General features: G+C 71.2%; 25 protein-coding genes. 18 read left to right on the plus strand and 7 right to left on the minus strand.

What is annotated here, in order from left to right:
* Nucleotides 1-33 precede the first annotated feature (33 nt).
* From ACK5KK_RS09960 to ACK5KK_RS09980, 5 genes are all read left to right on the plus strand, one after another.
* A complete protein-coding gene (locus ACK5KK_RS09960) occupies nucleotides 34-1155 on the plus strand; it encodes an SIR2 family protein (protein ID WP_416889926.1) in 1122 nt (373 codons plus the stop codon).
* Between the two features lie 90 nt (nucleotides 1156-1245).
* Complete coding sequence (locus ACK5KK_RS09965; RefSeq protein ID WP_416889927.1) at nucleotides 1246-3234, plus strand: TPM domain-containing protein; 1989 nt, start codon at nucleotides 1246-1248, stop codon at nucleotides 3232-3234.
* A 52-nt stretch (nucleotides 3235-3286) separates the two neighbouring features.
* On the plus strand, nucleotides 3287-4024 hold the full coding sequence (locus tag ACK5KK_RS09970) for a PspA/IM30 family protein (RefSeq protein WP_416889928.1): 738 nt from the start codon (nucleotides 3287-3289) through the stop codon (nucleotides 4022-4024).
* Between the two features lie 79 nt (nucleotides 4025-4103).
* Entirely contained in the window at nucleotides 4104-4904 is an 801-nt protein-coding gene (locus ACK5KK_RS09975; RefSeq protein ID WP_416889929.1) for an arginase family protein, read from the plus strand.
* Nucleotides 4901-5395 carry a Fe-S oxidoreductase gene (locus tag ACK5KK_RS09980; RefSeq protein ID WP_416889930.1) on the plus strand — a complete coding sequence of 165 codons (495 nt, stop codon included), beginning with the start codon at nucleotides 4901-4903 and terminating at the stop codon, nucleotides 5393-5395. The genes ACK5KK_RS09975 and ACK5KK_RS09980 overlap by 4 nt, the downstream gene beginning before the upstream one ends.
* Here the strand turns inward: ACK5KK_RS09980 and ACK5KK_RS09985 are convergent.
* Nucleotides 5351-5806: an SIP domain-containing protein gene (locus ACK5KK_RS09985; protein ID WP_416889931.1), complete on the minus strand. Its 456-nt coding sequence runs from the start codon at nucleotides 5804-5806 to the stop codon at nucleotides 5351-5353. The genes ACK5KK_RS09980 and ACK5KK_RS09985 overlap by 45 nt on opposite strands.
* Nucleotides 5807-5881: 75 nt before the next feature.
* Between ACK5KK_RS09985 and ACK5KK_RS09990 the strand changes: the two genes are divergently transcribed.
* Genes ACK5KK_RS09990 through ACK5KK_RS10000 form a run of 3 tightly spaced genes read left to right on the plus strand, consistent with a single transcriptional unit; the run spans nucleotide 5882 to nucleotide 7938 of the window.
* Complete coding sequence (locus tag ACK5KK_RS09990; protein ID WP_416889932.1) at nucleotides 5882-6781, plus strand: metalloregulator ArsR/SmtB family transcription factor; 900 nt, start codon at nucleotides 5882-5884, stop codon at nucleotides 6779-6781.
* A 42-nt stretch (nucleotides 6782-6823) separates the two neighbouring features.
* Nucleotides 6824-7249, plus strand: a complete 426-nt coding sequence (locus tag ACK5KK_RS09995) for an arsenate reductase ArsC (protein WP_416889933.1) — start codon at nucleotides 6824-6826, stop codon at nucleotides 7247-7249.
* Nucleotides 7246-7938, plus strand: a complete 693-nt coding sequence (locus tag ACK5KK_RS10000; RefSeq protein WP_416889934.1) for an aquaporin — start codon at nucleotides 7246-7248, stop codon at nucleotides 7936-7938. The genes ACK5KK_RS09995 and ACK5KK_RS10000 overlap by 4 nt, the downstream gene beginning before the upstream one ends.
* Here the strand turns inward: ACK5KK_RS10000 and ACK5KK_RS10005 are convergent.
* Both ACK5KK_RS10005 and ACK5KK_RS10010 read right to left on the minus strand, forming a co-directional pair.
* Nucleotides 7924-8649 (minus strand): tyrosine-protein phosphatase, encoded by a 726-nt coding sequence (locus tag ACK5KK_RS10005; RefSeq protein WP_416889935.1) that lies wholly within the window; start codon nucleotides 8647-8649, stop codon nucleotides 7924-7926. The genes ACK5KK_RS10000 and ACK5KK_RS10005 overlap by 15 nt on opposite strands.
* Nucleotides 8650-8654: 5 nt before the next feature.
* Nucleotides 8655-9137 (minus strand): carboxymuconolactone decarboxylase family protein, encoded by a 483-nt coding sequence (locus tag ACK5KK_RS10010; protein ID WP_416889936.1) that lies wholly within the window; start codon nucleotides 9135-9137, stop codon nucleotides 8655-8657.
* A 24-nt stretch (nucleotides 9138-9161) separates the two neighbouring features.
* Here ACK5KK_RS10010 and ACK5KK_RS10015 point away from each other — a divergent pair, with 24 nt between their 5' ends.
* From ACK5KK_RS10015 to ACK5KK_RS10050, 8 genes are all read left to right on the plus strand, one after another.
* Complete coding sequence (locus ACK5KK_RS10015; RefSeq protein ID WP_416889937.1) at nucleotides 9162-10085, plus strand: alpha/beta fold hydrolase; 924 nt, start codon at nucleotides 9162-9164, stop codon at nucleotides 10083-10085.
* A gap of 112 nt (nucleotides 10086-10197) precedes the next feature.
* On the plus strand, nucleotides 10198-11709 hold the full coding sequence (locus ACK5KK_RS10020) for an ABC transporter substrate-binding protein (protein WP_416889938.1): 1512 nt from the start codon (nucleotides 10198-10200) through the stop codon (nucleotides 11707-11709).
* A complete protein-coding gene (locus ACK5KK_RS10025) occupies nucleotides 11706-12656 on the plus strand; it encodes an ABC transporter permease (RefSeq protein WP_416889939.1) in 951 nt (316 codons plus the stop codon). Before ACK5KK_RS10020 ends, ACK5KK_RS10025 begins: the two co-directional genes overlap by 4 nt.
* A complete protein-coding gene (locus ACK5KK_RS10030) occupies nucleotides 12653-13531 on the plus strand; it encodes an ABC transporter permease (RefSeq protein WP_416889940.1) in 879 nt (292 codons plus the stop codon). The genes ACK5KK_RS10025 and ACK5KK_RS10030 overlap by 4 nt, the downstream gene beginning before the upstream one ends.
* Nucleotides 13528-14316, plus strand: a complete 789-nt coding sequence (locus ACK5KK_RS10035) for an ABC transporter ATP-binding protein (RefSeq protein ID WP_416889941.1) — start codon at nucleotides 13528-13530, stop codon at nucleotides 14314-14316. Before ACK5KK_RS10030 ends, ACK5KK_RS10035 begins: the two co-directional genes overlap by 4 nt.
* Nucleotides 14313-15110, plus strand: a complete 798-nt coding sequence (locus ACK5KK_RS10040) for an ABC transporter ATP-binding protein (protein WP_416889942.1) — start codon at nucleotides 14313-14315, stop codon at nucleotides 15108-15110. The genes ACK5KK_RS10035 and ACK5KK_RS10040 overlap by 4 nt, the downstream gene beginning before the upstream one ends.
* A gap of 32 nt (nucleotides 15111-15142) precedes the next feature.
* Nucleotides 15143-16198: a M4 family metallopeptidase gene (locus ACK5KK_RS10045; protein WP_416889943.1), complete on the plus strand. Its 1056-nt coding sequence runs from the start codon at nucleotides 15143-15145 to the stop codon at nucleotides 16196-16198.
* Nucleotides 16182-16589: a protealysin inhibitor emfourin gene (locus tag ACK5KK_RS10050; protein WP_416889944.1), complete on the plus strand. Its 408-nt coding sequence runs from the start codon at nucleotides 16182-16184 to the stop codon at nucleotides 16587-16589. The genes ACK5KK_RS10045 and ACK5KK_RS10050 overlap by 17 nt, the downstream gene beginning before the upstream one ends.
* On the opposite strand, the gene ACK5KK_RS10055 is transcribed toward ACK5KK_RS10050, so the two are convergent.
* The 3 genes from ACK5KK_RS10055 to ACK5KK_RS10065 are packed head-to-tail and all read right to left on the minus strand — an operon-like array spanning nucleotide 16566 to nucleotide 18403.
* The gene (locus tag ACK5KK_RS10055; protein ID WP_416889945.1) at nucleotides 16566-17183 is read right to left on the minus strand and encodes a GNAT family N-acetyltransferase; all 618 of its coding nucleotides are present in this window, start codon (nucleotides 17181-17183) and stop codon (nucleotides 16566-16568) included. The genes ACK5KK_RS10050 and ACK5KK_RS10055 overlap by 24 nt on opposite strands.
* A gap of 23 nt (nucleotides 17184-17206) precedes the next feature.
* A complete protein-coding gene (locus ACK5KK_RS10060) occupies nucleotides 17207-17899 on the minus strand; it encodes a uracil-DNA glycosylase (RefSeq protein WP_416889946.1) in 693 nt (230 codons plus the stop codon).
* Between the two features lie 3 nt (nucleotides 17900-17902).
* A complete protein-coding gene (locus ACK5KK_RS10065; RefSeq protein ID WP_416889947.1) occupies nucleotides 17903-18403 on the minus strand; it encodes a phosphoribosyltransferase in 501 nt (166 codons plus the stop codon).
* A 225-nt stretch (nucleotides 18404-18628) separates the two neighbouring features.
* Here ACK5KK_RS10065 and ACK5KK_RS10070 point away from each other — a divergent pair, with 225 nt between their 5' ends.
* Nucleotides 18629-20014: an MFS transporter gene (locus tag ACK5KK_RS10070; protein ID WP_416889952.1), complete on the plus strand. Its 1386-nt coding sequence runs from the start codon at nucleotides 18629-18631 to the stop codon at nucleotides 20012-20014.
* A gap of 18 nt (nucleotides 20015-20032) precedes the next feature.
* Here the strand turns inward: ACK5KK_RS10070 and ACK5KK_RS10075 are convergent, their stop codons facing one another.
* Nucleotides 20033-20812, minus strand: a complete 780-nt coding sequence (locus ACK5KK_RS10075) for an SDR family NAD(P)-dependent oxidoreductase (RefSeq protein ID WP_416889948.1) — start codon at nucleotides 20810-20812, stop codon at nucleotides 20033-20035.
* A 137-nt stretch (nucleotides 20813-20949) separates the two neighbouring features.
* Between ACK5KK_RS10075 and ACK5KK_RS10080 the strand changes: the two genes are divergently transcribed.
* A partial coding sequence (locus tag ACK5KK_RS10080; RefSeq protein WP_416889949.1) for an O-acetylhomoserine aminocarboxypropyltransferase/cysteine synthase family protein occupies nucleotides 20950-21881 on the plus strand: 932 nt, incomplete at its 3' end.

Below are 21881 nucleotides of genomic sequence, written 5' to 3' on the forward strand. Positions count from 1 at the left end.
ATGGGGTCAGGGTTCGAATCGCACGGGGGTGCCATGTCCGACACACACGTGGCCGCATTGGTGGGCAACGGGCTGTCCATCTCGGTCAACAACCAGATGACACTGCGCTCCATCACGACGGAGGTCGTGGCGCGGATCGGCGAGTCCGATGGAGACGACGTGTCCGTCGCCATGCGCGGCATCGCCGACCGCGCCCTGCCCGACGGCGCCGGCAGCGACGGCGACTTCGAGGTGCTGCTGGGCGCCTTCGATGCCGAACGACGCAACCTCGAACTGCTGGAGGTCCTCTCCGCCGCGACCGGACAGAGGGACGACGATGAGCTGCAGCAGGCGATTCGCCGCACCGCGCGGTTCGCCGAACGCGTCCGCGACAGCGGTGTGTCGCACGCGCTCGAGGTGATCGCCGAGCGGTCCCGCGCGAACGAGGAGAGCAGCGGCGCCCTCCGGGAGTTCGTCCGAGCGATCGTGACCGAGTTCACGGGCGACGTGTCGTTCGGAAACCTCAACTACGACACATTGCTGCTGGCGTCGCTGCTGCGCGAGTGCAAGGACGAGGTCGCCGACATGGGTCACGGCCAGCTCGGGGGCGAGCTGACGATCGCCCACGACTGGTCGATCGCCGGATACCCGCTGCGGCAGTGCGCCGACGACTTCCCGGCGACCCATCGCGTGCGGCTGCTCCACCTGCACGGCTCGCTGGCGTACTGGGACGACGGCACGGGGACGCACCTGAAGATCAGTCGCGACCGTGTGACACCCGAACTGTGGCGGGCGGTCCGCGACGGCAACTGCAGCGCCCGGCCGGATGTCGTGCTCACGACGCAACATGACAAGGCGACCGCCGTGGAAGCGACGCCGTTTCGCCTGCCGTACGAGATGTTCGGCACGGCGCTGCGAGGCAGCACGCATTGGCTCATCGTCGGCTACTCCTTCCGTGACGCACCCGTCAACAAGATGCTCCGCGAGTCGTTCGACGGCCACGAGCTGCCGAAGGTGCTCGTCATCACGCACGGTGACAGCCCGACCCGCAGTGAGGTCGAACGCGCGCTCGGTTGGGACCCGGAGTGCGATGGAAACGCGAACTGGCTGTCGATCGATCGAGAAGGCGCGGCGGGCGCGCACGAGCGGCACCGGTGGTCGCGCTTCGTCCGCTGAACACGCGCCCGCCGGGGTTGGCTTGCCCCGTGTCGGCGGGCGCATAGACTCGCTAACGAGAATGAGCTCCGGCAACGAAGGGTGGACCCGATGCGCCGCCGATGGGGACTTGCGCTGGCGGCTGCGGCACTGATGGTCGTGGGGGCGACCAGTGCCGCACTGGCGACCGGTCCGATCTCTCTGGACGAGAACCGGTTCGTCGACCAGTCCGACGTGCTCGACACCGGTGCCGAACAGACCGTACAGGACCGTCTGATCGCACTCAGCGACGACACCGACGTGGACCTCTGGGTCGTCTACGTCGACGACTTCTCCGACCCGGCCGACCCGGCCGAGTGGGCGAATCAGACCGCGTCGATCAACGGTCTCGGACCCAACCAGTACCTCCTCGCCATCGCCACCGAGGGGCGGCAGTACTACCTCTCCGGCGACTCCAGCGGCCCGGTCAGTGAGGACCAGCTCGCCACCATCGAGCAGAACCGCATCCAACCGCAACTCACCTCCGGCGACTGGGCGGGTGGCGCCATTGCCGCCGCGGACGGGCTGCAGGATGCCGTCGCCGGCGGAATCGGCGGCTCGGGCGGCAGCGCACTCCTGATCCTCCTCGGCATCCTCGTCGTGGGGGGGATCATCGTCGCGATCGTGCTGATCCGACGCCGACGCGCACGCGCCGGCACGGCGGGGGCAACGGCCGCCCCGGCAGAACCGCTCGATCAGCTGGCGCGACGCGCGGCATCCGCGCTGGTCCAGACCGACGACGCGATCAAGACCAGCGAGCAGGAACTCGGGTTCGCGAGCGCCCAGTTCGGAGAGTCGGCGACCGCGGAGTTCGCCACCGTGCTCGCCCACGCCAAGGAGAGCCTGGACACCGCGTTCGCCCTGCAACAGCAGCTCGACGACGGCATCGAGGACACCGAGGCGCAGCAGCGCGAATGGAACACCGAGATCCTGCGCCTGTGCGAAACGGCCAGCGATGAGCTCGACGCGAAGGCCGCCGCGTTCGACGAACTGCGCCAGTTGGAGCAGAACGCCCCCGAGGCTCTCGCCCGCGTCCAGGAACTGCGCACGACCGTCCTGACCGGAGTGCGACGGGCTCAGGCGCGCTTGACGAACCTGCAGGGCAGCTACGCGCCGGAGGCGCTGGCCACCGTCGCCGACAACCCGTCGCAGGCGACCTCCCGACTCGAGTTCGCCGACACCCAGCTCACCTCGGCGCAGCAGGCCCTCGCGGCCGGCGACGGCGCCGCCGCCGCCGTCGGAATCCGCGCCGCCGAAGAGGCCGTCGACCAGGCACGTCTGCTGGAGGAGGCCGTCGACTCCCTCGGCGACGACCTCGCCGCCGGCGAGCAGAGCGCCGTCGCGCTCATCGCCGACCTGGAGAAGGACCTCGCGACCGCCGGCGCCCTCCCCGACCCGTCCGGCACGCTCGCGCCGATCGTGGCCGCCACCGCGCAGCAGGTGAACGTCGCCCGTCAGAACCTCAGCGGTGCCGCGAAGCGGCCGCTCGTGACGCTGCAGGCGCTGGAACGGGTCAACACCGAGATCGACGCCGCGATCGCCGGAGTGCGCACCGCCCAGCAACAGGCCGAACGCGCCCGGCAAGTGCTCGACCAGACGCTCATGCAGGTGGGCGCACAGGTGTCGGCGGCGGAGAACTTCATCACCTCCCGGCGTGGCGCGGTGGGCGCCACCGCCCGCACCCGCCTCGCCGAAGCCGGCTCGACCCTGGTCCAGGCCCGTTCGCTGAGCCAGAGCGACCCCACCCAGGCGCTCAGCCTGGCTCAGCGCGCGGGACAGCTCGCCGAGCAGGCCACGCAGCACGCCCAGGCCGACGTGGGCGCCTTCTCGGGGGGCGGCATGTTCGGCGGAGGCCAGCAACAAGGCGGCGGCAACATGATGGGCGCGATCCTGGGCGGCATCGTCATCAATTCGCTCCTGGGGGGCGGCTCGCGCGGCGGCGGCGGGGGAGGCATGTTCGGCGGGGGCGGCTCGTCCTCGTCCCGCGGTGGCGGCGGGTTCAGTCCGGGAAGCTTCGGCGGCGGCGGCACCCGCTCCCGGCGAGGAGGGGGCCGCTTCTGACCGGCACGACACAGACCACACAACGAGGAACGTCCCGATGAAAGGAAACCCGATGGCAAAGCAGTCCATTTTCGGTCGCATCTCCACCCTGGTGAAGGCGAACATCAACGCGCTCATCGACGCCGCGGAAGACCCGCAGAAGATGCTCGACCAGCTCGTGCGCGACTACACCAACAACATCGCCGACGCCGAGGCGGCGATCGCCGAGACGATCGGCAACCTGCGCCTGCTGGAGCGCGACCACGAAGAGGACCTCAAATCCGCCGCGGAGTGGGGCAGCAAGGCCCTCGCCGCCAGCCGCAAGGCCGACGAGCTGCGCACGGCGGGCAACACCGCCGACGCCGACAAGTTCGACAACCTCGCCAAGATCGCGCTGCAGCGCCAGATCAGCGAGGAGAACGAGGCGAAGGCGATCGGCCCGTCGATCGAGACCCAGGGCGAGGTCGTCGACAAGCTCAAGGACGGCCTCAACGGCATGAAGCAGAAGCTGGAGCAGCTCAAGTCCAAGCGCTCCGAGCTGCTCGCCCGCGCGAAGACCGCCGAGGCCCAGAACAAGGTGCACGACGCCGTCAAATCCATCGATGTTCTCGACCCCACGAGCGAACTGGGCCGATTCGAGGACAAGGTGCGCCGCCAGGAGGCGCTCGCCGCCGGCAAGCAGGAACTGGCCGCGTCCACCCTGGATGCGCAGTTCAACGCCCTGGAGGACGTGGGAGAGCTCACCGAGGTCGAAGCGCGCCTGGCCGCGCTGAAGGCGGGCGGGTCGTCCGCTCCGGCGATCGGTCAGTAACCGCGCCGGAACCATCCGGTTCGCGGCGTCGGATCGAGGGATCCGGCGCCGCGAGGTCGCTTCGAGAAAGGACGTGCCCGTGGCCCGCTTCGTCGTCGTCCCGCAGTGGCAGGGCTCCCCCGCCACACGCGCCATGCTGCTCGCCTCCGGCGCCGAGGCGATCGCCGGGGACCTGCCCCGGTCGGCGTGCACCGTGCTCGACGTGCCGGTCGAGGCGGGTGAGCCGCTGGAGAGCGGCATCCGCCGGTACAGTTCCCTGCGCCGCGTCCGGGACGAGCTGACCGAGGCGCTGCGCGACAACCCCGCCATCGTCGTCGGCGGTGACTGCGGGGTCGCCGTCGCTGCCGTTTCGGATGCCGCGCGACGCCACCCGGCCACGGCCGTGCTCTGGTTCGACGCGCACGGCGGCCTGCACTCCGCAGCATCCTCGTCATCGGGGGCGTTCGGGGGCATGGCGTTGCGCGCCGTGACCGGTGACGGACCGCTCGCCGCCGAGCACCCGGTGCCGCCGGAGCGCATCGTGCTGGCCGGCGCGCGGTCGCTGGATGCCGCCGAAGAGCAGTTCGCCGCCGACACCGGCCTGCGCCTGGTTCCCGCCGAGGCGGACGCCGACACCCTGGTGGCCGCCGTCCGCGCCACCGGCGCCGACGCGGTGTTCGTCCACGTCGACGTCGACGTGCTCGATCCGGCGGAGATCGCCGGGGTCACCGACAGCGTCCCGTTCGGGATGACGGTCGCGCAGCTGACGGCGGCCATCGCCCAGGTCCGCGCACAGCTGCCCCTGGTGGGCGCGTCGCTGTGCGGGTTCGCGCCCGCGACAGCGCAGGTGGCGGTGGACGACCTCGGCGCGCTGTTGCGCATCGTGGCGGCGCTCGCGTGAGACGACCGCCGATCGGCTGGGAGCAGCGCGCGGCGAGGGCGGTGGCGCGCGGCGAGCGCCTCGACCGGCTGCTGCCGGGTGTGCTGCTCGACTCACCGGTGAGCCGCCTCGGCTTCTGGTGGGGCACCGCCGTGGGGTGGGCGTGGGGATCGTTGTGGTCGACCGGTCGCGTATGCCGGCGCGGCGACCTGTGGGTGTTCACCGGCATGCCCTCATGGACGTTCGGCCGCGGCGGTGTCTGCGTCGGCCGGTGCTATCTGACCGGCGCCGCGCCGGTCACCGCGGCCGTGCTGCGCCACGAGGCGGAGCACGCTCGCCAGTGGCGGCGGTACGGGATGCTGCTGCCGTTGCTGTACCTCCTCGCCGGGCGCAATCCGCTCACGAACCGGTTCGAGGTCCTCGCGGGGCTCGAAGACGGCAACTATGTGTCGCGACGCCCGGGGCGCTCAGACGACGGTCAGGCCGAACCGCACCGGAGCCGCGATCGCTGACGCGGGGACGCCTACGGTCGTGAGGTGCTCGAAGATGTCCGCCGAGCCGAGGTAGCCGCCCAGCAGGTGGACGCGCGTGGTGTCGCCCGCGACGCACAGCATCTCCTCGGCCCAGCCGGCGACAGCCCGGGCCAGGGCCTGCCCCGGGCGGCATCCGCGGCCGCTGCCGGGCTCGCCGGTCCGGCGCGACCGGTCCAGCCAGGCCACGGTCATCCGTGGCGGCGCGGCGAGCGGCGCGATCCAGGCGACGTCCGGCACCTCGACGAACGCGCGGCCCGTGGCGCACAGCGGCAGCGTGACCAGGAGTGCTTCGAGTTCGGGCAGCGAGGTCTCGTCGGCCGCGACCAGGTACTGCACGCGTTCGCGGCGGGCGGCCCGTCGGCTCGTCGCGGGGAGTACGGTGGAGGTCACCGGTCCAGTATATCCGCAAGGGTAGGCATGCCTAACTTCTGCGCCGGCCTCCCCACCGCAGATAGACTTCGGTCTATGGAATCGCCGGTGGACACTCCCGCGCTGGCGGTTCTCGCCGATCCCACGCGCGCTCGGATGGTCCGGCTGATCCGCCACGCGGAGGGCGGGCGGGCCATGGTGAGCCGGCTCGCGGACCAACTCGGGCTGCGCCAACCCACCGTGAGCCACCACATGGCCGCACTGCACGCCGAGGGGCTGGTGACCCGCGAACCGGAAGGCAGACGCGTCTGGTACTCGATCAACCCCGACGAAGCCGCGCGCGTGGCGGCCTTCCTCGGCTCCCCGGCCGCCGCGCCGGCGGAGCCGGACTGGGACCGCGTGGTGGACGATCTCGCCGCTCGCTACCAGGGCGTCTTCAGCCGCGAGACGATCGCGCGCTACGTCAGCGATTCCCGCGCGCTGCTCGCCGGCCGCGGCGCCGCGACCCTCCTCGCCTCCCGCACCGCCGCGTTCGCGGCAGCGCGCCTCGACGACCTGCACCGCACCACGGCCGGCACCGTCGATATCCCCTCGGTACTGTTCGTGTGCGTCCACAACGCCGGTCGTTCGCAACTGGCCGCGGGCATCCTTCGGCAGCTCGCCGGCGACAAGGTGGTCGTGCGCACCGCGGGATCGGCACCGGCGGGCGACGTCCGCGAGGCGATCGTGACCGTCCTCGATGAGATCGGCGTTCCCCTCGGCGGGGAGTTTCCCAAGCCGCTCACCGACGACGCCGTGAAGACCGCGGATGTCGTGGTGACGATGGGCTGCGGCGATGCCTGCCCGGTCCATCCCGGCCGCCGCTACCTGGACTGGGACCTCGCCGACCCGGCCGGCCAGCCGATGAGCGTCATCCGGCGGATCCGCGACGACATCGACCGGCGGGTGCGGGAGCTGCTCGTCGAACTGATCGGCACACCGCTCCGAGACTCATAGATATTTGTCTATGCTTTGTCGAGAGAGGAAGCGAGACCCGCCATGAGCGACAATCCCACCGTCCTGTTCGTCTGCGTCCACAACGCCGGCCGGTCGCAGATGGCCGCCGGCTACCTGCAGCACCTCGCGGGAGACCGCATCGAGGTGCTGTCGGCCGGTTCCGCGCCGAAGGAGCAGATCAACCCGGTCGCCGTGACCGCGATGGCCGAGGACGGCATCGACATCGCCGCCGGCACCCCGAAGCTACTCACCGTCGACGCCGTGCGCGAGTCCGATGTCGTGATCACGATGGGATGCGGGGACGCCTGCCCGATCTTCCCCGGGAAACGCTACGAGGACTGGCAGCTCGACGACCCCGCCGGCCAGGGCATCGAGGCGGTCCGCCCCATCCGCGATGAGATCCGCTCCCGGATCGAGACCCTGGTCGCCGACCTGCTCCCCCACGGCCGCCCGATCCCGCGGACGTGACCGGGCAACCGCTGTGGCGGCGGGCCCTCGCCGAAGTGCTCGGCACCGGGATGCTGGTCGCCGTCGTCGTCGGCTCCGGGATCGCCGCCGAGCGGCTGTCCGCCGACACCGGGCTGCGGCTGCTCGAGAACAGCATCGCGACCGCACTCGGCCTCGGCGTGCTCATCCTGCTGCTCGCCCCGGTCTCCGGCGCGCACTTCAACCCCGTCGTCTCGCTCGCCGACACCCTCCTGGGCCGCGGCGCGGGCTTACCGGCGCGCGACCTGTGGGTGTATCTGCCGGCCCAGGTCGTCGGCGGGATCGGCGGCTCGGTGCTCGCCAACGCGATGTTCGCCACCCCGACGGCGATCTCGGCCACCGACCGCGCCACCCCCGCCACCTTCCTGGCCGAGGTCGTCGCCACCGCCGGGCTCGTGCTGATCGTGCAGGGACTGAGCCGCACCGGCCGCCCGGCCCCGGTCATCGCGGCGGCGGTCGGCGCCTACATCGGCGCGGCCTACTGGTTCACCAGTTCGACGTCGTTCGCCAACCCCGCCGTCACGATCGGGCGCGTCTTCACCGACACGTTCGCCGGCATCGCCCCCGCTTCGCTGGTGCCGTTCCTCGCAGCGCAACTGATCGGCGCGGGCGTGGCCCTCGCGCTGACGGCCGCGCTGTTTCCGTCCTCGGACCGCTCACCGGCCCGGTGACGGCACCGGACCCGACCACAGGATGCGGCGCAGGTCGTCCACCTCGTCGCCGGCCATCCCGTGCGCGATCAGGTAGGCGGGCACTCCCCCGAAGCGCTCCGTGACGTCGCCCAGCAGCCGTCGCATGACCGGTGCCGGCGAGCAGACGGCGAGCTCTTCCGCGTGCCGGGAGCCCGGGTAGGTGCGCCGCAGGTAGTCACGCACCTGGGCATGGCGAGCCGGCGGCAACGAGGACTCGCTCCGGGCGTAGTCGGCGACGACGGCGTCCAGATCGGCGCCCGCGGCGCTCAGCGCCAGGGCGATCGCGACACCGGTGCGGTCCTTCCCCGCGGTGCAGTGGATCAGAGCCGGCCAGTCCTGCGTGAGTGCACGCACGGCGGCGACCAGCCGTGGACCGGAGTCGTCGACCATACGCCGGTACACCTCTGCCAAGGTGTGGTCCTGCGCGAGGAAGGACTCCATCGAGCCGGCGAACACCGGGGCGCGCAGTGCAAGCTCCCGCAGTGGCGGCGGGGTCGGCAACGCAGCGACCTCGAGGTCGTCGCGCAGGTCGACGATGCGGCGGATGCCCAGCTCCTGCAGCACCCGAACCCCGCCCGGCTGCACCCGGGCGAGATGACCGGAGCGGAACACGACACCGGCACGGATCGACCCGGCGCCGGCAGGCATCCCGCCCGCGTCGCGGAAGTTGAGGACCCCGTCGACGCGCACGGCGCTCACTTCGCCGCGGCGCCTCCGCCGCGCGGCGGCACCGGGTACCGCCCGGCGATCGCGACCCGGTTGAAGGCGTTGATCGACACCAGCAGCCAGCTCACGCCGACGTACTCCGGTTCGGTCAGCACGCCTCCCACCCGGTCGTAGACCTCGTCCGGCACCCCGCCCTCGTGGATCCGCACGTACCGCTCGGTCAGCTCGAGTGCCGCCCGTTCGCGCGCGCTGAACACGCCCGATTCCCGCCACGTCGCGGTCTGGGTCAGCTCGTCCGCGGTGAGCCCGGCCTTGAGCGCACGGTCGGTGTGCAGTCGCACACAGTAGGCGCACCCGTTGAGCTGTGAGGCGTACAGCAGCACCAGTTCCTTCAGGCGGTCGTCGATGCCCGCTTCCGCGGCGAACGTACCGACGGTCCGCGAGAACACGTCCAGTGCTTCGTAGGCGACCCGCGCGGAGCGGGACAGATGGACCCGGCGTTCCTCACTCATGACGTAAGCCTATGATCGGGCACAATGGTCCGGGTGGACGAGTTTCAGTTCCTTTCCGGTCAAGCGGCCGGCATCGGCGTGTCGGGCATCCCGGTCGTGCAGCGGCTCACGCACCGGCTTTCCTGCGGGCGGACCCTCAGCGCCCTGCGCTACGGCGATGCCCCGCCGCGGGTCGTCTTCCTCCACGGCGCGGGCCTGAACGCCCACACCTGGGACGTCACCGTCCTCGCGGCCGGGGTTCCCGCGCTCGCGGTGGACCTCGCCGGGCACGGTGACTCGTCGTGGCGCGACGACGCCGACTACGCCCCGCGCGTCCTGTCCCCCGACATTGCCGAGGCCCTGGCCGCGTGGGCACCGGAGCGACTCCTCGTGGTCGGTCACTCGCTGGGCGGGCTGACTGCGGCCGCCCTGGCCGCCGAGAACCCGGCCCTTGCCGACGCCCTGGTGATCGTGGACATCACCCCCGGGGCCACATCGGGCTCGGGGGCGGCCTCGCTGCGCGAGTTCTTCGCCGGGCCCACCGATTGGGCCACGCGCGACGAACTGGTCGACCGCGCGCTGGCGTTCGGCCTGGGCGGCGACCGCGCCGCGGCCACCCGCGGCGTGTTCCACAATTCACGGATCCGTACGGACGGACGCGTGGAGTGGAAACACCACTTCGCGCACCTGGCGGCCCGGCTCGCCGCACACGGCGACGACGGCACGCCGCCGCGGCCGAGATCCGACGGCTGGGACGACCTCACCGGCGTCCGCTGCCCCATCACGCTGGTGCGCGGCACCCGGGGGTTCGTCACCGAGGCCCACCGGGACGAGTTCGTGCGGCGGGTCCCCCACGCGACCGTCGTCGAGTTCGACAGCGGTCACAACGTGCAGGAGGAGCAGCCCGTCGCCCTCGGGCGCCTCGTGGCCCGGCTCGCCTCCCCCGACGCCGCTGTTGACGCTTCATGACGACCGATGCCGCGGGCGGGCGCCCAGACGCCTAGGCTGTAACCCGCACCACCGTGTGCAAGGCGGTCGCGCGCGAATCCGCTTTGCCCCCGCGAAAGGACAACCCGAGCACATGTTCCGCCGTACCGCCCTCGCCGCCGTGGCGCTGCTGACCGTCGGCACCCTCGCCCTGTCGGGGTGCACGTCCTCCGCCGACCCCGCGCCCACCACGGTCGTGAGCGAGCCCGACCCGGACGCGAGCGTCTCGATCCGGCTGGCCCTGGAACCGGGCAACCTCGACATCCGTCAGACCGCCGGGGTCGCGCTGGACCAGATCCTGATCGACAACGTCTACCAGGGGTTGCTGGCCCGCACCGCCGACGGGGAGATCGTGCCGTCTCTCGCCGAGGACTACACCGTCAGCGACGACAACCTCACCTACACCTTCACGCTGCGCGAGGGCGTCACGTTCGACGACGGCAGCGAACTGACCGCGCGCGACGTGGTGTGGTCGCTGCGCACCCGGCAGGAGACGCCCGCGTGGAGCGACTCCGCCCGCCTCGACCGGGTGGACTCCTTTGACTTCGAGGGTCAGACCATCACCCTCACCCTGTCCGAACCCGACTCGTCGTTGCTGTGGAACCTCACCGGCCGGGCCGGACTCGTGTTCAAACGCAACGACGACATCGCCTACGAGACCGAGGCCAACGGCACCGGACCGTTCACGCTGACCTCGTGGAAACAGGGCGACAGCATCACCCTCACCCGCACCGAAGACTACTGGGGGGAGCCGGCCGGCGTGGCCGAGGTCGTCTTCACCTTCATCCCCGAACAGCAGGCGGCCATCAACGCGGCCCTCGCGGGCGAACTCGACATCATCACCGGTTTGGAGGCGAACCTCGCCACCCAGGCCGAGGCGTCCGGCGACTTCGTGGTGCAGGTCGGCAGCGCCACCGACAAGAGCGTGCTCGCCATGAACAGCACCTCGGGACCCCTCGCCGACAAGCGCGTCCGTGAGGCCGTCCGCCGGGCGATCGACCACGACGCGATCGTCGAGGCGGTCGGTTCGGGGCAGACCCTGTACGGCCCCATTCCGGAGCCCGACCCCGGCTACGAAGACCTCTCCGACGTGATCTCGTACGACCCGGATGCGGCTCGGGCGCTCCTGGCCGACGCCGGCGCCGAGAACCTGGAACTGACCCTCACCACCCCGGCCGCCTACGAGACCACCGTCCCGCAGATCCTGGTGTCGAACCTCAACGCGGTGGGCATCACGTTGAAGGTGAACGCCGTGGACTTCGGCACCTGGATCACCGACGTCTACACCAACAAGGACTACGAGTTGAGCGTGGTCAACCACGCCGAGCCACGCGACTTCGAGAACTGGGCCAACCCGGACTACTACTTCACCTACGACAACCCGCAGGTGCAGGATCTGTACCAGCAGTCCCTCTCGGCCACCGACGACGCCCAGGCGGCCGCCCTGCTGGCCGAGGCGGCGCGGATCGTGTCCGAGGACATGGCCGCCGACTGGCTCTACAACTGGTCCTCGGTCATCGCCGTCGCGACGAACGTCTCCGGGATGCCCGTCGACAACGTCAACTCGCGCATCAACCTGTCCCAGTTGGTCAAGAGCGACGGGTGATCCAGTACGCGCTGACCCGGCTCGCCCTTCTCCTGCTGGGGCTCGTCGTGGCCAGCGTGCTGATCTTCGTGACGCTGCGGGTGCTCCCCGGTGACGTCGCGCAGATGATCGCGGGGACGAACGCCACTCCCGCGCAAGTGGACGCCCTGCGCGTCCAGCTCGGGCTGGACCGCCCGGCGCTCGCACAGTACGTCGACTGGATGGCCGGTGTCGTGCGCGGTGACCTGGGGGTCTCGTTGCGCACCGGCACACCCGTCATCGACGAGCTCGTCGAGAAGGCTCAGGTCACCGTCCCGCTCGGACTCATCGCGCTCGCGATCGCCCTGCTGATCGCGCTGCCGCTGGGTGTGCTCTCGGCGATGCGGCGCGGCCGCGCGGACGGTGCCGCACTGTCGATCGGCGCCCAGGCCGTCGCCGCCATCCCGGTGGTGTGGGCCGGGATGATGCTCGTGGTCGTCTTCGCCGTCTGGCTCGACGTGTTCCCGGCCCAGGGGTTCCCCCGCGCCGGGTGGGCCGAGCCGGGACGCGCGTTCCAGTCGCTGCTGCTGCCGGCCCTCACCATCGGGGTCGTGGAGGGCGCCATGCTGCTGCGGTTCGTGCGCAGCGCCACGTTGCAGGCGATCGGGCAGGACTACGTGCGCACCGCCGCGGCGAAGGGCCTCACCCGGGGCCGGGCCCTCATCCGGCACGGGCTTCCCGTCGTCGGGCTGTCGATCATCAGCGTGCTGGGCTTGCAGATCGCCGGCATCCTCGTCGGCGCCGTCGTCATCGAGCAGCTGTTCACCCTCCCCGGGATCGGGCGCATGCTGGTCGCCGACGTGGGGCTGCGGGATCTACCCAAAGTGCAGGGTGAGCTGCTGGCACTGACCGGTCTCGTGCTGCTCATCGGTTTCGCGGTCGATCTGCTCCACCGCGTCATCGATCCCCGGCAGCGGGAGGCGGCGTGAGGGCCCCCCGCTGGCTCGCGAACCTGTGGTCGGTGGCCACCGGCCGGTTCGGGCTGTGCGTCGTCGTCCTCGTGGGGCTGACCGCGCTGGTCTCGTGGTTGTGGACCCCGTTCGATCCCGCCCAGGTCGACATCCCCGGACGGTGGCAGAGCCCCGGCATCCCGCACCTGCTGGGCACCGACAACTCGGGGCGCGACATCCTCAGCCTGATCATGGCGGGCGCGCGCACGACGGTGTGGGTGGCGCTGGGCGCCGGGGCGGTGGCCACCGCCATCGGGCTGTCGCTGGCGGCCCTGGGCGCGCTCACCACCCGCGCGGTGCGCGAATCGGTGGCGGTGCTGGTGGACATCCTCGTGGCGTTCCCGGTGCTGCTGATCGCGATGATGCTGTCCTCGGTGTGGGGCGGATCACTGCTGGTGGTGATCGTGTCGGTCGGCATCGGATTCGGCGTCAACGTCGCGCGCGTCACCCGACCGGAGCTGCGCCGGGTGCTGCACAGCGACTTCGTGATCGCGGCGCGCGCGTCGGGGCTGACCCGGTTCCAGATCCTCTGGCGGCACCTGCTGCCCAACGTGGCGCCGGTCTTCGTCGTCCAGCTCTCGTGGGGCATGGCCGTCGCGGTCCTCGCCGAAGCGGGCCTGAGCTACCTCGGCTTCGGCGCGCCGATCACCGAGCCCAGCTGGGGGGTGCTGCTGGGCGACCTGCAGTCCTACATCACCGCGCACCCGCTCGCGGTCGTGTGGCCCGGTGTCGTGATCGCGATCACGGTGCTGGGGCTGAACCTCCTCGGCGACGCGCTGCGCGAGGCCATCGACCCCACCCTGTCGCGGCGGGCGGCCGACAGCCGCGAGCGCACCCCGGCGGTGATCGCATGAGTCTGGAGGTGCAGGACCTCGTCGTGGAGATCGCGGGGCGCCGTATCGTCGACGGCGTGTCGTTCCAGGTGCCGGACGGTGCACGCCTCGGCCTGATCGGCGAATCGGGGTCGGGCAAGTCGATCACCGCGATGGCGTTGCTGGGCCTGCTCCCCGATGGCGCACGCGCCCACGGCAGCATCCGATGGAACGGGACCGAGCTGATCGGAATGCGCGACGCCGAGCTGGCGAAACTGCGCGGCGACGAGATCGGCATCGTGTTCCAGGAGCCGCGCACCGCCCTCAACCCGATCCGCACCGTGGGACGCCAGATCGCCGAGTCGATCCTCATCCACGAACGGGTCGGCCGCCGGGAAGCGGCGCGGCGCGCGATCGCCGAAGCGGAGCGGATGCGGTTGAGCAACCCGCAAGCCATCGTGCGCCGGTACCCGCATCAGCTCTCCGGGGGCCAACGGCAACGCGTCGCGATCGGCATGGCCCTGGCGTGCCGACCGCGACTGCTCATCGCGGACGAACCGACCACCGCGCTGGACGTCACGATCCAGGCCGAGATCCTGGAACTGCTCACGACCCTGGTGCGCGATGACGGGATGTCGCTCGTGTTCATCACCCACGACCTGGCGGTGCTGTCGCAGGTGGCCACGCACGCGGTCGTGCTCGACGACGGCCGCGTCGTCGAGCACGGGCCGCTGTCGGACATTCTCACCGCCCCGGCCTCGACGGTCGCGCAGGGGCTGCTGCGCGACGCCACCGCGACCGTCTGGCGTCCGGGAGGGATGACATGACCGACGCGCTGATCACCGGACGCGGGCTCACCCGTCGCTTCCGCGCCCCGCGCACCCGGCTGTCCGGCCCGGCGGCGTGGACGACGGCACTGGAAGACGTCGACGTCGACATCCGCACCGGGACCGCGGTGGGAGTCATCGGCGAATCCGGCTCCGGCAAGTCGACCCTGGTGCGCCTGCTGCTGGGGCTGGACTCCCCCACCGCCGGGACAGTGACCGTCGACGGCCGCGACGTGGACGCCGGCGCCCGGGCCCGTGATCTGCACTGGCTGCGGCGGATGACCGGCATCGTGTTCCAGGACCCGTACGCGTCGCTCGACCCGAGGATGAGTGTGGGGCGGGTCGTGGCCGAGCCGCTGTGGGCGCTGGGGGTCGGAGGGGACCACCGCGCGCGCGTGGGCGATGTCCTCACCCGGGTGGGCCTGGATGCCGAGATGGCAGACCGGTACCCGCACGAGTTCTCCGGCGGACAACGTCAGCGGATCGCGCTGGCGCGGGCGATCGCGCATCGCCCGCGCATCCTCGTGGGCGATGAACCGATGTCGGCGCTCGACGTGACCGTGCGGGCTCAGATCCTCGACCTGCTGCGCGAACTGCGCCGCACCGAAGAACTCACCCTGCTGCTGGTCTCACACGACATCGGGGTCGTGCAGAACCTCTGCGACGAGGTGCTGGTGATGAAGGACGGGCGGATCGTCGAGGAGGGCCCGACCGAGAAGGTGCTCCTGGAACCGCAGGTCGCCTACACCCGCCGCCTGCTGGCATCCATCCCCGTCATCGCGCCGCAGCGGTGACGATGTCGCCCAGGGTGGGTAACGTTGCGCGCATGCACGCGATCATCCCGCCGTACCTGCTGACGCGACTGGCCACCACCGACGCACCGCACCTGGCGCGCGCCGCGGAGGCCGCCCGGGCCACTCTGGCGATTCCGCGCGTCTACCGGTCGGGCCGCGGGCTGATCGATGTGACCGTCGACGGCGACTCGCTGGTGTTCGAGGCCTCGCCCGCCCCCGAACGCGTCATCTCGGACGCGCAGAACGGTGAGGAGCTGCCCGGTGTGCGCGTGCGCGGTGAGGACGATCCCCCCACCGACGACACCGCCGTCGACGAGGCGTTCGACGGCCTGGGCTACACGCATCGTTTCCTGTGGGACGCGTTCGAGCGGTCCTCCATCGACGGCGCGGGCGCGGCGCTGCTGGCCACGGTGCACTTCGGCGTCGCGTACGACAACGCGTTCTGGGACGGCGTGCAGATGGTGTTCGGAGACGGCGACGGCGAGGTCTTCACGGGGTTCACCCGGTCGGTGACCGTCATCGCCCATGAGCTGGCACACGGCGTCATCGACGCCGCCGGCGGGATGGAGTACATCGGACAGTCCGGCGCGCTCAACGAGTCGGTGTCGGACGTTGTCGGCGTGCTCACCGAGCAGCACCGGCTCGGCCACACCGCCGAGGCCGCCGATTGGCTCATCGGTGCGGGGATCTTCACCGACGCCGTCAGCGGGGTCGCGCTGCGCTCGATGAGCGCGCCCGGCACCGCGTATGACGACGACGTGCTCGGCAGCGACCCGCAGCCGGCGCACATGCGCGACTACGTCTCGACCACGGCCGACAGCGGCGGAGTGCACATCAACTCCGGCATCCCGAACAAGGCGTTCCACCTCACTGCCACGGCGCTGGGCGGTTTCGCGTGGGAGCGCGCGGGTCGCATCTGGTACGACACCCTCCTGGGCGGCGTGACGGGGCGGCCGGATTTCGCCGGTTTCGCCGCGGCGACCGTGACCACCGCCGAGACGCTCTACGGCGCGGCGTCGGAGGAGGCCGCCGCGACACGTGCGGCCTGGGTCGGCGTGGGAGTGATCGACGATGCGCCCACAGTCTGAGGAACCGGCCGAACCCGTCGGCGGCGGGGACGCCGAGACCGAGGGCGACGGCGAGGGCGGGGGCGAGACCGGACGCGAACGGGTGGCCGTCACCGTCGTGCGCACCGGCGGGTTCGCCGGTCTCACCCGGGAATGGGCGGTCGCCCCCGAACCGGAGGAGCGCTCCACCTGGATCGTGCTGATCGACCGCTGCCCGTGGGACGACGCGCCCGTGCCGGCATCCGGCGCGGACCGTTTCACCTGGTCGGTGTCGGCGCGGGCGGGAGCCCACCGTCATCAGGCCGACCTGCCCGAGCAGCAGGTGCGGGGCCCGTGGCGCGAGCTCATCGACGCGGTGCGCGCCGCCGCCTCCGGGACACGACCGGAGTCAGCCCCGCCGCCGGAGAAATGAGCGCTTCTTCGCCGGCGTGAGCGACTTCTGCAGGTAGATCGTGCCGAGCGACCGCCCGAACTTGAACCCCACCCGTCCCATCCGCCCGACCTCCACGAAGCCGAGTTTCTCGTGCAGTGCCACCGACCCTTCGGCGCCCTTGTCACTGATGACGGCGACCATCTCGCGGATGCCGAGCTGCTCGCACGCCGTGATCAGCGCCTGCAGGAGCGCCCGGCCCAGGCCCTTGCCGGTGGCGGCGTGACCCAGGTAGACGGAGTTCTCGACCGTGTAGCGGTAGCCGCTCTTGCCGGTCCAGGGCGAGACCAGGCCGTACCCGAGGATCTGCCCGCTGGGCGAGACGGCCACCAGAAACGGCAGCGACAGTTTGTGGAGGTAGTCGAACTTCTGCACCCACTGCGCGTGCGTCCAGCGCTTCTCGTCGAACGTGACCACGGAGTTGGTGACGTAGTAGTTGTAGATCTCGCGGACGTGCGGCATGTCTTCGCGGCGGGCGGGGCGGATCTCGTAGCGGAACCCGGGTTCCGGCTCGGCGGCACGGCGCAGGTGGCGCGGGCGACGGCGGCGGTCGCGCTCGTACTCCTCCTCCAGCATGCGAACAGCCTACGCGGCGGCGCTCACCGCTCGACGCGCCAGTCGATCGGCTCGGCGCCGAGGTCCTCGAGCATCCGGTTCACCCGCGAGAACGGGCGGGACCCGAAGAAGCCGCGGCTCGCCGACAGCGGCGACGGATGCGGCGACGCCACCGCCGGGGTGGCGCCCAGCAGCGGCCGCAGGCCCGCGGCATCCCGCCCCCACAGAATCGCCACCAGCGGTGCGTCGCGCTCCACGAGAGTGCGAATGGCGTGCTCGGTGACCGCCTCCCACCCCCACCCGCGATGCGAGGCGGGCGCACCCGGCCGCACGGTGAGCACACGGTTGAGGAGCATGACACCTTGATCGGCCCACGCCGACAGGTCGCCGTGCGGCGCGGGCGGGATGCCGAGGTCGTCAGACAGCTCCCGGTAGATGTTGGCGAGGCTCCGCGGCAAGGGCCGCACCTGCTGTTCCACGGCGAACGACAGCCCGATCGGATGCCCCGGCGTGGGGTACGGGTCTTGTCCGACGATCAGCACCCGCACCGCATCCAGCGGGGCCGAGAACGCCCGCAGCACCCGGTCGCCCTGGGGCAGGTAGCCGCGGCCGGCCACCGTCTCGGCCCGGAGCCGGTCGCCGAGCGCGGAGATCTCCCCCGCGACGGGTGCCAGCGCGCGCGCCCACCCCGCGTCGATCAGTCCGGCCGCGGCCAGCTCTTCGAGCGACATCGCCATCGGTCACGCGGATGCCGGCAACCCGGCATCCTCCTCGATGACGCTGCCGCGGAACGACCACGGGAAGTTGATCCAACGGTCGGTTTCGGCGAACACGTAGTCCGGACGGGCGATCGAGCCGGGTTTGCTGTAGATGGTCGCTGAGCGGACGACGGCCCCGCGCTCGGCCAGCAGATCGACCGCCAGGGCCAGGGTGCGCCCGCTGTCGGCGACGTCGTCGACCAGGAGCACCCGTTTGCCTTCCAGGTAGCTGAGGTCGAGCTCGGGGGGCAGGATCTCGGGCGCGTCGAGCACCGATCCGATACCGGTGTAGAACTCCACGTTGAGGGCACCGCAGTTCTTGACGCCGAGTCCGTACGAGATCGCTCCAGCCGGTAAGAGACCCCCGCGGGCGATGGCGACGACCACGTCGGGGACGAAACCGTCGGCGACGACACGCCGCGCCAGCGCTCGACACGCCTCGCCGAACCCGTCCCAGGTGAGCGTCTCTCGTTCTGCGGTCACCGGCATTCGTCCTCTCATCGGTCGCCACGCGCGCACACGCACGCACTGTGCACCTGACCACCCTAGGCCCCCGCCCCGGTCGAGATTGCCCGGACGGCGACCCTGCCCGCGGTATCACCGCAGTTCTGGCGATCTCGGCGGTGAGGGCACGGATAGGCTCACCCTGTGACCCCGTCTCTGCGCTCGTCTGCGGTCGGCATCACCGCGAGCCTCATCGGCTGGTTCATGCTGGTGGAGGTCGTCAGCGGCATCCTGCAGGGCTACTACGTGCCGCTGTTCAGCGACATCGTCGTGCACCTGGGCGTCCACGACTCCGACGTCAACTGGTTCGAGGCGGGCCAGTTGCTGTTGTCGGCGCTCGTGCTGCCGGTGCTCGCCAAGCTCGGCGACATGTACGGCCACAAGCGGATCCTGCTGGCGGCGGCCGTGCTCACGGCGGGGGCGAGCTGGTGGCTGGCCTTCGCGGACTCGTTCTGGACCTTTCTGGCGGCCTGGTCGCTGCAGGGGTTCTACGTCGTCTGGCTGCCGCTGGAGATCGCGTTGATCTTCGAGCGCGGCAGGCGCCAGAACCGCGGGGTGTCGCTGACCCGCCGCGCAGCGGGGCTCCTCGTCGTCGGGCTGGAGGCGGGGGCCATCGCGGGAGCACTCGCGGCGGGGCGCCTCTACGCCGCCACGGGAGACCTCACCCTGACCCTGATGGTGCCCGCGATCGCGGTGACCGTCATCGCCATCGTCATCTGGCTGTTCGTGCCCGAGTCGACGCCGGAGCCGGGACGGCGCCTCGACAGCGCGGGCTTCGTCATTCTCGCGTGGGGCCTGCTGCTGGTCACCGGCGCGCTGGCGTGGCTGCGGATGATCGGCGAGCTCGACCTGGGGCCATCGGCCTGGTGGTGGGTGCTGGTGCTCCTGGTCGCGGGAATCGCGGTGCTGGTGTGGTTCGTGCGGTTCGAGCTGCGCCGCGACGACCCGGCCGTGGACATCCGGGTGCTGCGCCGTCCCGAGATGTGGCCGGTGCAGGCCACGGCCTTCCTGATCGGGATCAGCCTGCTCGGCGCCCAGGGCCCGCTGTCGACCTACGCGGGAACCGACCCTTCGCTCGGGTACGGCCTCGGGCTCGACGCCACCGCACGCTCGAACGTGATCGGGGTGTACCTGGTGTCGCTCATCGTCGGCGCGCTGCTGTTCGCGGTCACGTCGCGACGGGCCCGGCCCCGCGTCGTGTTGATCGGGGCGGCACTGCTGGTCGGGGTGGGCTACGCGCTGTTCCTGCCGTTCCATCGGGAACTGTGGCAGGTGCTCGCGAACCTGTCCATCGCCGGACTCGGCTGCGGGGCGCTCGTGGGCGCCCTGCCCGCCGCGGCGGCCGCCGCGGCGCCCGTGGGTCAGACCGGGGTCGCCTCGGCGCTCACCAACACCACCAAGACCATCGGCGGGACGTTCTCCTCGGCGGTGTTCGGGGTCGTCCTCGCCGCCGGTGCGGGAGCGGTCGCGAGCAGTACCGCCGCCTCCCTGGGCGGCTACCTGACGGTGTGGGCCGTCTGCGCCGCTGGCGGTTTCGTCGCCGCCGCGCTGCTCATGTTCGTCCCCCGGGTCGCCTTCGCGAGCGACTGACGTGCCGCCGGAGCCTGGTCACGGGGTGCGGGGACGGAGCGGGCCGCGGGCCAGCAGGTACTGAGCGGACTGTGCGACCGGTCGCATCGTCACCAGGTCCAGGTTGACGTGACCGGGGGCGTTCAGGGCGTACGCGATCACGTCGGCGACATCGGCCGCCGTCAGCGGCTGCTCGACGCCCTCGTAGACCCTGTCCGCGGCCGCCTGGTCGCCGCCGAGCCGATTGAGCGTGAACTCGGGGGTGTGCACGAGCCCGGGAGCGACCTCCATGACGCGGATCGGTTCGCCGTTGAGCTCCAGGCGCAGCGCGGCGACGAGCATCGACTCAGCGGCTTTCGCGGCGTTATAGCCCGCGCCGCCAGGGTACGCGGTCTGCGCCGCCGTCGAGGTCAGATACAGCGTGTCGGCGTGACCGGCATCCGCCGCCGCGACCCGCAGCAGCGGCAACAGGGCCGCGGTGACCCGCTGCGCCGAGACGGCGTTCGCCTCGAACATCCACCGCCAGTCGTCCAGGATGCCGTCCTCGACCCGGTCGGTCCCCCGCGCGCCGCCGGCGACGTGCACCAGTGCATGCACCGGGCCGGTGGCGGCCAGGTGCGCCACGAGCGCGGCCACGTCGGTGTCGCGCGTGAGGTCGGCGGCGAACGACGCACTGCCGATCTCGGCATCCAGCGCGGCCAGCCGGTCGGCGCGCCGGGCGACACCGACGACCTCCCAGCCGGTGGCGCTCAGCGCCCGTGCCGTTGCCTCCCCGATCCCCGAGCTCGCCCCGGTCACCACCGCACGTCGTGTCGTCATCACCCCACGGTAGCCGGACCGCGTGTTACGACACATTTCCGGAGTCTTGTTGACAACGCACGCAGTTCGTACTGTCAAGAGCGGATCACGGCATCCGCCGTGCGCCACGACCCGATCTCCCACCAGGATGGACCGACATGACCGACACCGCGAACTGGCGCTTCGAAACCAAGCAGATCCACTCCGGAGCCAGCCCCGACCCGACCACCAAGTCGCGCGCCACCCCGATCTACCAGACCACGTCCTACGTTTTCGACGACACCGACCACGCGGCGAACCTGTTCGCCCTCGCGGAGTTCGGCAACATCTACACCCGGCTGATGAACCCGACCACCGATGTCGTCGAGCAGCGGCTGGCAGCACTGGACGGTGGCACCGGTGGCCTGGTCGTGGCGTCGGGCCAGTCGGCCGAGACGTTCGCGATCCTGAACATCGCCGAGGCCGGCGACCACTTCGTCGCGTCGAGTTCGATCTACGGCGGCACTTACAACCTGTTCAAGTACACGCTCGCCAAGCTCGGCATCGAGGTCACCTTCGTGGAGGATCAGGACGACCCCGAGCAGTGGCGGGCCGCGGTGCGCCCGAACACGAAGCTGTTCTTCGCCGAGACGATCGGCAACCCCAAAGTCAACATCCTCGACATCCAGACCGTCGCCGACATCGCGCACGAGAACGGCCTGCCGCTGATCGTCGACAACACGATCGCGACCCCGTACCTGATCCGCCCGCTGGAGTTCGGTGCCGACATCGTCGTGTACTCGGCGACGAAGTTCCTCGGCGGCCACGGCACGGTGCTCGGCGGGGCGATCGTCGACGGCGGCCGGTTCGCCTGGTCGCAGAACGTCGAGAGGTTCCCGGGGCTGACCGAACCCGACCCCTCGTACCACGGCGCGTCCTACACGACGGCCGTCGGCGACGGGCTGGCCTACGTCATCAAGGCGCGCGTGCAGTTGCTGCGTGACCTCGGCGCGGCCATCTCGCCGAACAGCGCATGGCTGCTCATCCAGGGCTTGGAGACCCTGTCGCTACGCATGGAGCGCCACGTCGACACCTCGATCGCCATCGCCCC

The organism is Microbacterium sp. (assembly GCF_047972865.1).
GTDB lineage: Bacteria > Actinomycetota > Actinomycetes > Actinomycetales > Microbacteriaceae > Microbacterium.